This is a genomic window from Thermoflavimicrobium dichotomicum (assembly GCF_900114055.1).
Classification (GTDB): Bacteria; Bacillota; Bacilli; order Thermoactinomycetales; family Thermoactinomycetaceae; genus Thermoflavimicrobium; species Thermoflavimicrobium dichotomicum.
Window position 1 is genome coordinate 463,464 of sequence record NZ_FORR01000001.1, and the last position, 13,509, is coordinate 476,972.

General features: G+C 52.5%; 13 protein-coding genes. 12 read left to right on the forward strand and 1 reads right to left on the reverse strand.

All coding sequences use genetic code 11. From position 1 onward, the window contains the following. Window positions 1-721: 721 nt before the first annotated feature. The 12 genes from BMZ78_RS02160 to BMZ78_RS02215 all read left to right on the forward strand — a co-directional run bounded on the left by BMZ78_RS02160 (window position 722) and on the right by BMZ78_RS02215 (window position 12,292). Window positions 722-1,606 carry an FAD binding domain-containing protein gene (locus tag BMZ78_RS02160; protein WP_093227564.1) on the forward strand — a complete coding sequence of 295 codons (885 nt, stop codon included), beginning with the start codon at window positions 722-724 and terminating at the stop codon, window positions 1,604-1,606. Beyond that, entirely contained in the window at window positions 1,603-2,127 is a 525-nt protein-coding gene (locus BMZ78_RS02165; protein ID WP_093227566.1) for a (2Fe-2S)-binding protein, read from the forward strand. Before BMZ78_RS02160 ends, BMZ78_RS02165 begins: the two co-directional genes overlap by 4 nt. Further along, window positions 2,108-4,459, forward strand: coding sequence for an aerobic carbon-monoxide dehydrogenase large subunit (locus tag BMZ78_RS02170; RefSeq protein WP_217644980.1), 2,352 nt, complete (start codon window positions 2,108-2,110; stop codon window positions 4,457-4,459). Before BMZ78_RS02165 ends, BMZ78_RS02170 begins: the two co-directional genes overlap by 20 nt. A gap of 154 nt (window positions 4,460-4,613) precedes the next feature. After that, entirely contained in the window at window positions 4,614-5,672 is a 1,059-nt protein-coding gene (locus tag BMZ78_RS02175; protein ID WP_245739696.1) for an XdhC family protein, read from the forward strand. A 46-nt stretch (window positions 5,673-5,718) separates the two neighbouring features. Then, window positions 5,719-6,219: an SRPBCC family protein gene (locus BMZ78_RS02180; RefSeq protein ID WP_093227570.1), complete on the forward strand. Its 501-nt coding sequence runs from the start codon at window positions 5,719-5,721 to the stop codon at window positions 6,217-6,219. A 34-nt stretch (window positions 6,220-6,253) separates the two neighbouring features. After that, window positions 6,254-7,117: an AAA family ATPase gene (locus tag BMZ78_RS02185; RefSeq protein ID WP_245739697.1), complete on the forward strand. Its 864-nt coding sequence runs from the start codon at window positions 6,254-6,256 to the stop codon at window positions 7,115-7,117. Next, entirely contained in the window at window positions 7,105-8,304 is a 1,200-nt protein-coding gene (locus BMZ78_RS02190) for a vWA domain-containing protein (protein WP_245739698.1), read from the forward strand. Before BMZ78_RS02185 ends, BMZ78_RS02190 begins: the two co-directional genes overlap by 13 nt. Before the next feature lie 393 nt (window positions 8,305-8,697). Then, window positions 8,698-9,081 carry an XdhC family protein gene (locus BMZ78_RS02195; RefSeq protein WP_093227729.1) on the forward strand — a complete coding sequence of 128 codons (384 nt, stop codon included), beginning with the start codon at window positions 8,698-8,700 and terminating at the stop codon, window positions 9,079-9,081. Next, window positions 9,078-9,914: an XdhC family protein gene (locus BMZ78_RS02200; protein WP_093227572.1), complete on the forward strand. Its 837-nt coding sequence runs from the start codon at window positions 9,078-9,080 to the stop codon at window positions 9,912-9,914. Before BMZ78_RS02195 ends, BMZ78_RS02200 begins: the two co-directional genes overlap by 4 nt. Before the next feature lie 357 nt (window positions 9,915-10,271). Continuing rightward, entirely contained in the window at window positions 10,272-10,958 is a 687-nt protein-coding gene (locus BMZ78_RS02205; protein ID WP_093227574.1) for a nucleotidyltransferase family protein, read from the forward strand. A gap of 232 nt (window positions 10,959-11,190) precedes the next feature. Next, window positions 11,191-11,595 (forward strand): cbb3-type cytochrome c oxidase subunit I, encoded by a 405-nt coding sequence (locus BMZ78_RS02210; protein WP_245739711.1) that lies wholly within the window; start codon window positions 11,191-11,193, stop codon window positions 11,593-11,595. 469 nt (window positions 11,596-12,064) lie between these two features. Further along, window positions 12,065-12,292, forward strand: coding sequence for a helix-turn-helix domain-containing protein (locus BMZ78_RS02215; protein WP_245739699.1), 228 nt, complete (start codon window positions 12,065-12,067; stop codon window positions 12,290-12,292). Window positions 12,293-12,486: 194 nt separating this feature from the next. On the opposite strand, the gene hemQ is transcribed toward BMZ78_RS02215, so the two are convergent. After that, window positions 12,487-13,245: a hydrogen peroxide-dependent heme synthase gene (hemQ, locus tag BMZ78_RS02220; protein ID WP_093227578.1), complete on the reverse strand. Its 759-nt coding sequence runs from the start codon at window positions 13,243-13,245 to the stop codon at window positions 12,487-12,489. Window positions 13,246-13,509 lie beyond the last annotated feature (264 nt).

A 13,509-nucleotide genomic window follows, 5' to 3' on the forward strand; every position in this document is an offset into this window, starting at 1 on the left:
ATAAAAATATGATGTTGAAAAAAGAATAGGAGGAAAAATCATAGAAAGGGGAACCTTTAGGAATTCCCGAAATCTGGCATAAGGATTCGAAATTGGAAATTATTGATGGAGCAAGTCATGGCTTCATGGATCATTTACCAGTTGTTGAGAAGATGTAAATGAATTGGTTTTTAAGGCATTTTCTGCTTTAACATCATGAACATGGTAAAGGGAAAGGAATGCAACCTTCACTGAGGTATGTGAAATTTTTGGATGTCGGCTTTCGATTTAACTAAAACTGTAGTGTTAACCAATGATTTTTTTACTTTGTTTTTCTATAATTACAAATAGGATAAACTAATTGATCTTGGTATTTATTCGTGATATTATACATTATAGGAAAAATTCCTTATGCGTAGGGGGTGTGGTTGATTCTCCAGTGTTTGGATGGAGATAGGGATGATTGGCAGTCAGGATATGGGATGTAGGCAAAAAGAACGAGTAAGCGCTTTCTATGAGTCGAGTCCAAGGGAGATCACCTGATCTTCCTGTTTGACGTTTAGCCGCGGAAGACCCTTTGGCGGTAGTACGGGCTGGGTCATCCAAGTTGCTGTATATCATTGCGACTGGACTTTGCCCACATGGCAAGGTATCGGGGTATCCGCCAGGGCTTAGGCAATCCGATTGTCGCGGAAGTCTGATTGATGCAAAACGCAAGTTAAAATGCAAAGGAGGTTCCGCGTTGTTTCCGAACTCATTTGAGTACATAGCCCCAAAGACACTGATGGAGGCTATCGAACTGTTGAAGCAGCACGGCTACGACGCGAAAGTGGTCGCAGGTGGACAAAGTCTGTTGCCGATGATGAAATTGCGCGTGGCTGCACCATCGATCCTGATCGACATCAACAACATTGATGAACTAAAAGGTTGGCGAAATGAAAGCGGTTACCTTCGGATCGGAGCTCTGACCCGGCACGCGGATCTGGAGCATTCGGAGGAATTGCGGGAACAGTATCCGCTGTTGGCTGAGACCGCTGTATGGATTGCTGATCCTCTTGTGCGCAACCTGGGTACAGTCTGCGGGTCGTTGGCGCACGCTGATCCTGGCTCCGACTGGGGAGCAGCCATGTTGGCGTTGCATGCCCAGGTCGAGGTGGCTGGGCCTGAAGGGAAACGGCAGGTTCCTATTGACGACTTTTTCGTGGACACATTCACTCCGGCGCTTGAGGAGACCGAGATCGTCACGGCAGTACTTGTTCCGACGCCGGTGGGCCGGGTTGGCGGACGATATCTGAAGATTGAACGGAAAGCTGGCGACTTCGCGATTGCCGGACTGGCAGTCCATGTTTCACTGGCATCCGATGGAACCGTGGCTGAAGCAGGGTTTGGCATTTGTGCGTGCGGTCCGATTCCGCTGCGTGGGAAGCGGGCGGAAGAGTACTTGTTGGGCAAGAAGCTGACCCCAGAGACGATTGAAGCTGCCTCCCGCTTGGTCCCGGAAGATGCTGAACCGGCGGATGATCTGCGCGGCAGTGCGGAGTACAAACGGGATGTCCTGCGCGTGTTTGCCAAACGGGGATTGTCTGATATCGCAAAAGAATTGCAGGGAGAGGTGGTACTGCGATGAAGATCCGGGTTCGCGTCAACGGGCAGTCATACGAATCTGATGTGGAGCCGCGGAAGTTGCTGGCCTATTACTTGCGGGAGGACTTGGGGCTTACCGGTACCCATATTGGATGCGACACGACCACCTGCGGTGCCTGTACGGTACTGCTTGACGGAAAGGCGGTCAAATCGTGTACGGTGTTGGCTGTTCAAGCCAACGGACGTGATGTGATGACTGTGGAAGGTCTGGAGCAGGATGGCCAGTTGCATCCGTTGCAAACGGCGTTTTGGGAGGAGCATGGTCTACAGTGCGGTTATTGTACCCCTGGCATGCTGATGTCCGGTTACGCTCTGTTGCAAGACAATCCAAATCCATCGGAAGAGGAGATCCGGAGAGGAATTTCTGGAAACATCTGCCGTTGTACGGGATATGTGAATATCGTGAAAGCCATCCAATCGGCTGCGAATAAATTGGCTGATGCGGCCGAAGAATCTGGAGACTCTGCCAAGGAGGTGTCGACCAGTGGCTCTTCATCAGACTGAGTTGCGCCCATTGGGAAAATGCGTTGGACGTAAGGAAGACCCGCGTTTCATTCGTGGAAAGGGTCGTTATGTCGACGATATCATGTTGCCAGGCATGTTGTACATGTATTTGGTTCGCAGCCCGTACGCTCATGCACGAATCAAGAGCATTGATACGTCGGCGGCACTGCAGGCGCCAGGAGTCAAACTGGTGATCACCGGTGAAGATCTGGAGGCCATGAACTTGGCCTGGATTCCGACCATGGCCAACGACCAACAAATGGTACTGGCGACCGGGAAGGTGCTGTATCAGTACCAGGAGGTGGCTGCGGTTATCGCCGAGACACGCGAACAGGCAGTAGATGCCGCACAACTGATCGATATCGAGTATGAACCGCTTCCTGTCGTCGTCGACCCATTCAAGGCGCTTGAACCGGATGCCCCGATTTTGCGTGAAGACAGGGAGAAGAAGTCCAACCACGTTTTCCACTGGGAAGCGGGCGATCGGGAGGCCACGGAAGAGCTGTTCCGGAATGCGCCAGTAGTGGTCAAGAAAGATGTGCGATTCCAACGTGTTCATCCAGCTCCGCTCGAACCGTGCGGCTGTATCGCCGACTACAATCCGTCAACCGGAAAACTGACGTGGTATGTGACGTCCCAGGCTCCGCATGCGCATCGCACAGTCCTGGCAATGGTCAGCGGCCTGCCGGAGCATCAGATTCGCGTGATTTCACCGGATGTTGGAGGAGGATTCGGTAACAAGGTTCCGATTTATCCGGGATATGTTGCTGCCGTTGTGGCCTCGCTCAAGCTGGGCAAACCGGTCAAGTGGATCGAAACCCGCACCGAAAATATTACCAGTACCGGCTTTGCACGCGATTATCACATGACCTGCGAGATCGCTGCCGAGGAAGACGGTCGGGTGTTGGCGCTGCGGGTGAAGACGATTGCTGATCATGGGGCCTTTGACGCTGCGGCTGATCCGTCCAAGTTCCCGGCAGGTCTGTTCAGCATTGTAACCGGTTCCTACGACTTCAAGGAGGCATTGGTCGAGGTCGATGGCGTGTATACGAACAAGGCACCTGGAGGAGTAGCCTACCGCTGTTCGTTCCGCGTGACAGAGGCTGCGTATTTGATCGAGCGTGTAATGGATGTGCTTGCTCGCCGTGTGGGCGTTGATCCAGCCGAGTTACGCAAGCGCAACTTCATCCGTAAGGAACAGTTCCCGTACAAGTCGCCGACGGGTTGGACCTACGACAGTGGCGACTATGAAAAAACCCTGGCTCTGGCACTGGAGAAAATCGGCTACGAAGAGTTGCGCAAGGAACAGGCAGAAAAGCGGGCCCGTGGGGAGTTCATGGGCATTGGTATTTCCACCTTTACCGAGGTTGTCGGTGCAGGACCGAGCCACACCTTTGACATCATGGGTATCAAAATGTTTGACAGTGCGCAAATTCGCATCCATCCGACAGGCAAGGTAATCGCCCGTTTGGGGGTTCGTCACCAGGGGCAGGGGCATGAGACAACGTTTGCCCAAATCATTGCTGAGGAGTTGGGTCTGAGTACGGACGATGTCTTGATCGAGGAAGGGGATACCGACAACGCTCCGTACGGACTGGGAACCTATGCCAGCCGCTCTACCCCGACTGCCGGTGGTGCCGCAGCACTCTGCGCTCGACGGATCCGCGACAAGGCAAAGAAAATCGCGGCACATCTGCTGGAAGTGGGAGAGGAAGACGTGGTTTGGGATGGCGTGTCATTTTCAGCCAAAGGACTCCCAGGCAAGAGCGTGACAATGAAAGATGTCGCATTTGCGGCGTACACCAATTTGCCGGAAGGCATGGAACCTGGACTGGAAGCCACGTACTATTATGATCCTCCAAACCTCACCTTCCCTCATGGAGCATACATCGCGGTCGTTGACATCGACAAAGGAACGGGTGCGGTCAAAGTTCGCCGTTTTCTCGCTGTTGACGATTGCGGAACCGTGATCAACCCGATGATCGTCGATGGACAGGTGCACGGCGGATTGACGGAAGGCTTTGCGATTGCGTTCATGCAGGACATCCCCTTCGATGATGAAGGAAACTGCCTGGCGCCGAACTGGATGGATTACTTGGTTCCGACCGCGCTAGACACCCCACACTGGGAAACCGACCGGACCGTGACGCCCTCACCGCATCATCCGATCGGGGCTAAGGGGGTAGGCGAGTCGCCAAACGTCGGTTCGCCAGCGGCGTTTGTCAATGCTGTAGTGGACGCTCTGGCACCGCTGGGAGTCGAACACATTGACATGCCTATTTTTCCATGGAAGGTATGGCAGATCCTGCGCGAGCACGGAGTGACCGAGTGACGGTTAAAAAGAGGGAGGACGGCGCTGAAGAAAGGGATTCTCCCAACAGAACCGCGTGTTAGGAGCGGACGCCCTCCGGGATGTTTTCCTGCATCAATCGGTGTTGGTTAGGAGGGTGATCCGGTACAGGCAAGCGCGGAGTTCACAGAAAAAGATGGGTAAGGAGGTGGTTCCGGCGGAGATTTTCCTCTGCCGGATCACGCGAATGAACACGATAAGGGACGAGGTTCGTTTGTTGGAAGAGCGCCGGGAACCTTATGTCGTGGTGACCGTGGTTCGTCGGGTCAGACCCAGTTCGGCCACCGTGGGAGACAAGGCTGTTGTCGCTCCTGATGGCCGGATGATTGGTTTCGTCGGAGGTCACTGTACTCGAAGATTGGTGATAGAGCAAGCTCGGCAGTGTTTGGAAACGGGTCAGAGCCAATTGTTGCTCATTACCACACGTCAGACCGCTGAAGAGGTCGAGGGGGTGACGGTTTTACCGATGACCTGCCAGTCAGAGGGCGAGGTGGAACTGTTCATCGAACCCAAGATTCCGGATCCGCTCCTGCTCATAATCGGTGAATCTCCCATCGCCCTGGCGCTGGAGGAGCTGGCCCCAAGGTTTGGTTGGTTTCCTCGTCGGCTGGCGTTGGAAGAAATGAAGGTAAATGACGGCGATCCGGCAGAACTCTTAAAACGGGACGTGTTGAAGATGTGTGAGCCCGGCATGTACGCAGTGGTGGCGACAATGGGAATGTACGACAGTGAAAGCCTGCTGGCACTTCGGGAGTGCCCGTTGGCTTACGCTGGACTGGTCATCAGTCCGAAACGCTGGGGCTCTCTGCGGGAGGAGTTGTTTAGCGCAGGAGTTTCGGCAGAGTTTTGCGATTTCGTCACTGCTCCGGCCGGCCACGATATTGGAGCCGTTGGACCTCAGGAGATCGCAGTCAGTATCTTTGCACAAATGATCGAGCGGCGGCGCCGGCAGGCGGAAGTTCGCTACCATCCGCCATCAGGTACGGTATTGAAGGAGGCGACTGCCGAGGAGACCGTGACTGCGTCCACGGCACAGAAGTTGGGGACGGGTGTTGACCCGGTTTGCGGAATGCTTGTTGATCTAGACAGCACGCCTTACCGTACAATGCATGAAGGAACGATGTATGGTTTTTGCTGTCCTCATTGTATGCGAAAATTTCAACACAACCCGGAAGCGTACTTGACACCCCACTAAAAAGGGGAGGGTGTGTCAAGCCGTTTCCGGTAGGGAGGGATTACAGATGCGTACGTATCAAGGAGACTTTGTTATCGATTTGCCACGTTCGTCCGTGTGGGCGTTCATTACGGATCCAGAGCGGGTAGGGCCGTGTATTCCGGATCTTTTGAAGCTGGATGTAGAGAGCGAGACCCGCTTTCATGCGGTTGTCCGCGTCGGTGTCGGACCCGTTCGGGGCAAGTTCAAATTGTCGACTGAATTGACTGTGACCGAGCCGGAAGTGTCTGCTGAGCTCTCCATTCGTGGTGGAGGCATGGGCAGTGGCGTTGATATGAAGGCGAAACTGACGCTCAGTGATACGGAAAACGGCGGAACGAAACTGGATTGGCGCTGTGATGCCGCAATCAGTGGGCCAGTTGCCAGCCTGGGCGGCCGATTGATTGACAATGAAGCCAAGAAGATTACGGAAAAGATGTTCAACAATTTGAGCAAGGCGCTCTCGTCCGTGTCGGAGCAAGTGGCTGCGACATCGGAGGAGACGGCGGAACCCGGATTGAAGGAGTGACTGCCCGGGACCGCTTTCGCGGAGGGACAGAATCGTGAACAATCATGTGGAGAAGTTGAAGAAAAACTTACGTGAAGCCAATTACGTGGCCGATGAGGGACTGGCCATGGTTCTCTACCTGGCACAACGGCTGGGCCGACCACTGCTTTTGGAGGGCCCGGCCGGTGTCGGTAAAACCGCACTGGCCAAGGCAGTGTCGGCAGTTCGTGGCGTCGAGTTGATTCGTCTGCAGTGCTACGAGGGATTGGATGCTGCTCACGCTCTGTACGATTGGGATTATCCCAAACAGCTATTGATGACCAGAGCCACGTTATCCGGCGAGGCCGGGAATACGGCACCGGACATCTACACTGACCGTTTCTTGATTGAACGGCCTTTATTGCGTGCTTTGAAGACAAAACCCGCCCCCGTTCTGTTAATCGACGAGGTGGATCGGGCCGACGAAGAATTTGAAGCCCTGTTGCTGGAATTCCTGTCAGAGTTCCAGATTACGATTCCGGAACGGGGCTCGTTTCGTGCTGCAGAGCCGCCGACGGTGATCCTGACGTCCAATCGCACACGCGATTTATCGGATGCGCTCAGGAGGCGTTGTCTCTACTATTGGTTAGACTATCCGAGCGTGGAGCAGGAAGCAGCCATCATTGCCCTTCACGTGCCTGATGTGGCTCCGGCCATTGCCCGCCAGATTGCGCGTGCGGTGCGCCGGTTGCGCAAATGGTCATTGCTCAAGCCTCCAGGAATGGCGGAAACAATCGATTGGGCGCGTGCTGTCGCTGAACTGGCGGCGGGAGAATTGGACGAGACAGTAACCCAACTGACGCTCGGGTGCCTGTTAAAGACGCAGGAAGACATGGAACTGGTACGAGAGAAAGGACTGGCCCAATTGTGGAACGCATAGATCTGTCCGGACTGACGAAGATGACTGCAACGCTGATTCGTCAGGTGCAGGATTTTGCCCCTTTTCTGCGCAAATACGGGTTTCGTGTGGGGACACCGGAGACATTGGCTGCGCTCAAGTGTTTGGAAGAGGCGGACTTGTCGATGCCGGAGCAACTTTTTTTTGCACTGCGTTCGGTCTATGCACGCTCACCGGTCGAGTGGGCTTCGTTTCCACATCTGTTTGAGCGTCATTTTTTGAATCGGGGAACCCGGCTGGAAGAAAAGAAACGGGTTCAGTTGGAGGATCGGTCCGGGCATTCAAGGGGGCCGGCTGTGACACAAGATCACTCGTCCACTGTGAGTTTTGCCATGCAACCGGGATCCAGTCCGAATCAGGGAGAACGCTACGCCCTGCAAGCTGACTCGAATCAGTTGCAGGCGGTGTTGGCCGTCACCAAGCGGGCTTTGCGACAATTCGACAGCCCGCCGGGGAGACGGTTTCGTCGTGGCGGGCGCGATCGGGTGAATCTGCGTGCGACGATGCGTGAGAGCGTCCGTTATGCGGGTGAGCCGCTCCGACTGCGTTGGCAACAGTATCGTCCAGATCGACCGTCGGTTGTACTTTTGATCGACATTTCCGGATCGATGAAGGAGTATGCCCCGTTCATGACTGCCCTCGCATGGTCGTTTACACGCCTGCGTCTGCGCAGCGAGGTGTTCGTCTTCTCGACCCGGCTCAAGCGTGTCACGCATCTGGTGGCGCGTAAAGCCGTGAAAGGGATCACGGTGTCGGAACTGACAGAGCTCAAGGGAGGAACACGCATTGGGGAAGCGCTTGAGGAGTTGCAGCACAGGTACGGCGGTCTGCTGCGGCGACACACTTTTGTGATCATCGTGTCGGACGGGTTTGACGCCGGCCATCCCGAACGCTTGCGCTCCGCTTTGCAGTCGCTTTCCGAACGCGTGCGGCACATGGTATGGATCAATCCCCTGCTCGGTGATCCAGGCTATGAACCAATCTCATCTGGCATGACAATAGCGCGGCCGTACATCCATCGACTGGTCGACGTACATGACCTGGACAGCTGGCGGGAAGCAGTGGAAAGTCAGATTTTCCGGCCGATTTCCGATCCTGTGACACCACTGCCTCTCATTTTGGATTCCGCATCTCCATCTGGAGAGGGAGATACGAATCCTGAAGTTTGAAGCGATCCTCCACGTTCCGTTATCCCGATCATCTTATGGAGCATCTGCTCCTGTTTTTCCATGTTCTCGCTATTCCGGTTTTCTGTTGGTTCTGGGAGGAGAACGATATCGTGAGTCAGGTGGATTTCACCACAGTCCTAGGGCTCATCATGTAAACCAGTTGAGAGGATTAGCGATTTTGGACACGAATTTCGAGCATTTCCACCTCATCGTCAAATCGGATGACGACGGCCAGGAGTGATCTGGTTCAACCCGTTCTGGCCGTCTGGAGATATTGGCCTGAAGCCAGGGAGGATGAAGGCAACTCTTCCCTGCATCGACACGTTTTCGGAGGCCTGCGATTCGGCCTCCTTTCAACTGACCAAACGCATCCATGAATTGGAGGTGACGGATGTGAGAGAGAATCGGGAAATCGCCTTGGCAATGGAAGAAGCGAAGCGGGCTGGCCGGAAGATGGCACTGGCCACTGTTGTCCGCGTGAAAGGATCTGCCTATCGTCGGGAGGGCGCCAACGGTGTGATTTCCGGCGGTTGCCTGGAGCCAGACGTGACGGAAGTGGCCAAACAGGTGATGGCAGATGGTCGCCCTGTCCTCAAGCGTTATGATTTGGACGAAGATTTTGTGTGGGGTTTGGGGCTAGGCTGTCCGGGAACTGTCGACATATGGATCGAGCCAGTTTCGGACGATGGAACAGAGAAGGTTACTGACACTTCGCGGTCATCCGTCGAAGAGAATGCAGAGGGACAGGGTTTCGCAGGAAAGGAGGGGCTCTCATGAGTGGACAGAAAGAAAACAGTTCCCGTGACTTGGTAAAAGAACCTCTTGCCGCGTGGACTGTTTGCCTTAAGGAAGAGCGGGCAGCCGTGTTGAGCACGCTCTTGGAGTCTTCTTCCCCGGCTCTTCCCGTTGGAGCTCGTCTCTTTGTCCCTGAGGATGGCGAACCCTTGGGGGATTTGGGCGACGCATCCCTGAACCGGTTGGTTGTCGAGTTGGCAAGGAAAAAACTGGACACCCTTTATCCCAAGTCGGAGACGTGTCAGTTTTCCTTGCCTGGTGGCGGGCAAGCACAGGTTTTCGTCGATGTCAACCTTCCGCCGTTTGAACTGATTATTTTCGGTGCTGGTCATGATGCCATCCCTCTGGCGAAATTCGCCGTCCAGTTGGGCTTCAAAACAACGGTGGTGGATCCACGCCCGGCTTACGCTACGGAGGAGCGTTTTCCGGGAGCACGGATCATTCTGGCCGATGTGAATTCCTGGGAGGAACGGGTGAACATCGGAAGGCGGACGCATGTCGTCGTGATGAACCACCACTTGGAGCGTGACCGGGCAACCCTCCGCTTTGTACTGAACTCCCCTGCTCCCTACGTGGGTGTGCTCGGACCGCGATCCCGCTGCCAGCGGATGCTGGAGGCACTGGAAAAGGAAGGGGTCATCTTCCGAGAGGAGCAGCTGGCCCGAATGTATAATCCTGTCGGCCTTGACATCGGTGCCGAAACCTCGGAGGAAGTGGCGATCAGTATTCTGTCGGAGATCCTGGCATTTAGAAATGGCCATGCGGGCGGATTTTTGCGGGGACGGGAAAGTGTTCATCAACCCGCCCGGAGATGATCGCAACCGGGTGTACTCTCGGTTGCGATCGATTCGTTATGTAGACAGGGAGATGTCAGTATGCTGCGGTCATTTCTAAGAGAGAAATGCATCCGATTCAATGGAGAAATGATAGCGTTTTGGTTATGCTGTCTTCAGGCGGTGACATCTGACCTCATCTAACTTGAATGATCACATCCACTCCTGTTCATGTGGATGCACATTGGTTTGTGACGTCAACGGACAGATCATTGCTTGACCAAACCTATATATGGAACGAGTCATCAAAGGGAGAACCGCATAAACAGGCTCAATGAATCGAGAAGCTCGTCAACTTATTGTCAAGCAGTTCACAACTAATGCCGAAAGGTGTTGACCATGGAGACTGGCGTGTTTGCCCTAATCCTCGCTGCGGGGACATCATCGCGGATGGGGACACCGAAACAACTCCTCGACTGGGGAGGCAAGCCCTTGTTGGAGCAGGTCATCCGGAAGACGCTGACATTCCACTTCCCAGAGGTGGTTACGGTAGTCGGTCACCAGGCGGAAGAGATTCAGCAGTTGATCCGGATCAAGGACGATCGCTTCCGTTGGGTGGTCAACCAAAATTACGCCGCCGGACAGAGTACATCCCTTTTGACCGGTTTAGCAAATGTGGAAGGTCGCTACCATTCAGCAATGGTGTTTTTGGGCGATCAACCTCTGATTGCAGAAGATACGATCCGACGGGTCCTCGAAAGAGGTCTTGAAAAGCTCCATACCCTTGGGAAGCCCGAGCCCTTTGTCGTCCGGCCTTCTTTTCAGGGCATTCCCGGCCATCCTGTTTTTCTGGGAAATATCCGGTCGTTAGATTTGACGGGACTGAAGGGGGATGAGGGAGCGAAAGGGGTAATTTGCACCATACCGAACCGGACCATTTTGTCTGTGGAAGACTCCGGTGCCGTGCTGGATATCGACACCCCCGAAGCTTATGAAAGAGTCCGGCGGCTTGCCTTCCATTCGAATGACGGAAGTTCTAACGCGGGAGGAGATCTGAAAACAGAACGGCTTGAATCAGCGGAATGAACCGGGATTTCCCCGGCGTTAGTCTTACTATAATACATTGGATAAAAATTAAGGAAAGTGGAAGGAGTGTTAAACTTCCACTATAAAATTTATATCCTTGCGTGCAAGAGAACTCCTTAGCCTCAGTTATAGGGATGAGAGCGAGCGTCGGACAAGGGGGGTTTTAACCCAGGGGGTTAATCCTCTCGCAAGTCCGACATTGGTACTCATCGGATTCGAAGCGTACGAAAATTTGACCCTTACCCGTGCCCGGCCTTGGGTATCAGCTTACAAGTGGCCGATTTACTATTTTATTGCTGTTGTTTTTTGGAACCTTGTAGGCGCCGGATTGTTCGGATTCTTCATCAATCCTCCGATTGCACTTTATTACATGCAAGGACTTAACACCACATCCGTGCATGGGCATACGGCGCTATTCGGAGTGTACGGGATGTTGGGAATTGGGCTCATGCTTTTTTGCTTGCGGGGTTTGACCAAAAAACACATATGGAAAACGAAGGCACTCGCTTTCTCGTTTTGGGCGATCAATATCGGACGACTCAAACATGGGCAAGTGTGGAACACGGCACTTGGTTTGCACGTTCGGCTGAATTCATGTCGCAGGGAATCATTCACAACTTTGTATGGCTCAGGGTAATTGGCGACACCATTTTTGCGATTGGTGCGCTCGTGCTTGGCTGGTTTATCCTCGGCCTGAAAACCGGCTGGTCGCTCACTGGTGAACGACTGCCCTATGCGAGGAAGGAAAGGCCCATGCAAAATGAATATCTGCAGATCAGCCTTTAAGGGGAAAATTTGAGTTCGGAATACTCTATTGCTATTTCTTATCCTTTATTCATTCACCAGACCGTAAAGCAGTTCAACGCTTAAACGGTCTGAATCTTTTTCGCCAGAAGATCTTTTTCTTCAGAAGATAGCATGCGTTCTGCCATCGGGAACAGAACATTTTCTTCTTTCATCAAGTGATGTGATAAGATATGGTAAGCTTCAATTATAAATGAGGCGATTACTTTTGCTTTTTCGGCATTGACAGTGCGGTCACCTGATCAATCTTGGCGATAAAGGTTTGCAGATTCCCCTTTCCTTGTTATGTGCAAAATCGCGGCTTGTCCTTTCTGCTAAAGCTGGCCGAAAAATATGGAGAAAATATAAATGGCACTGTTTATATCGACATCCCTATGACTCACCAGGAGTTTGCCTGCGCCATCGGCACTACGCGTGAAACGGTCAATCGCTTGTTGAATCGATTGCGCAAGGAAGGGATTATGGAGATGGGACGGAACAAGTTTATCATTCGCGACTACAATGCACTCAAACAACATTGTCACAAGTGACTTCAGGTAACTACATTGATGACGTCCTGCCCTAAAGGGTCGGATAAAAATGTACCAAGAGCTGTTAAAGAATTTTTTGTAGAGATGATTTGTACCCGGCGTGCGCCTTGTAAAGGATCTGGGCGGCGTAAATATTCAAACCCTCGGCCTTTTCTTTCGAAAAAGTCGAGGGTTTGTCTCTTCTCATTTCAAATTTATCCCTTGATGTTTTTGCTGAGCAAATCGCTTAACCCCTCATCTGTCAATCTGCAACCGACATAAAAGGGGCCAAATTCTCCAAATCGCGCACTTACCTCATCAAACCTCATTTCATATACCAGCTTTTTAAAATTCAATGGGTCGTCTGAAAACAGGGAAACTCCCCATTCCCAATCATCGAAGCCGACCGAGCCTGTAATGATCTGCCGAACCTTCCCCGCATAAGAGCGACCGATCAATCCGTGGCTTCTCATCATTCTCCGCCGCTCTTCCGATGAGAGCATATACCAGTTATCGTCTCCGAGTCTCCGTTTGTTCATGGGATAGAAACATACATATTGCGTTTTTGGCAGGATCGGTTGGAGACGTTCCCGGAAAGCAGGATCACTTAAGGGATCTACATCCGGTGGTATCGTGTAAGAACTGAGCTCGACGACAGAAATATAGGAATATGGCGTGGAAGTTACATCTGCGAAACCTGTTTTATCAAATTGCAATTTTACTTCATTTAATTCGTCCATGGTGGGGCGAAGATGGATAAACAGGAGATCTGCTTTATGACCAAGGATGGCATATTGACCAAAACTGCCTTGACGGTCATCTTCCACTGTTGAAAATTCTCGGATCGTTTCAAGCAATTCCTTAATCATTTGTTGCCTTTCCGAGGGGTTGAGTGATTTCCATTTGTTCCAATCGATCTTGCGGAAATCATGATATGCATACCATCCTTCGTAGGTTTTTGCAGCTTCGCTCATTTTTTCACTTCCTCTTTTATTATTGATTGTCCATTATGAAGCAGGGGTTGTATCGCTCAAATTTCGTTGTAACATCAAATGCACTTTTGGTGCAACCCCATTTTTCCTATTGTTTTTCATTCTTCTGAAGTTGCCTAGGGAAAAACGGTTTCATTGTCACTTTTCCATTTTCTGTCGCAAGATCATTGAATCATTTTTCCCAGAAAACCAGATGACCAGACATTTGGTCTTCCCTTTAAAAGACCCATCCTCCCGGTGTTATGA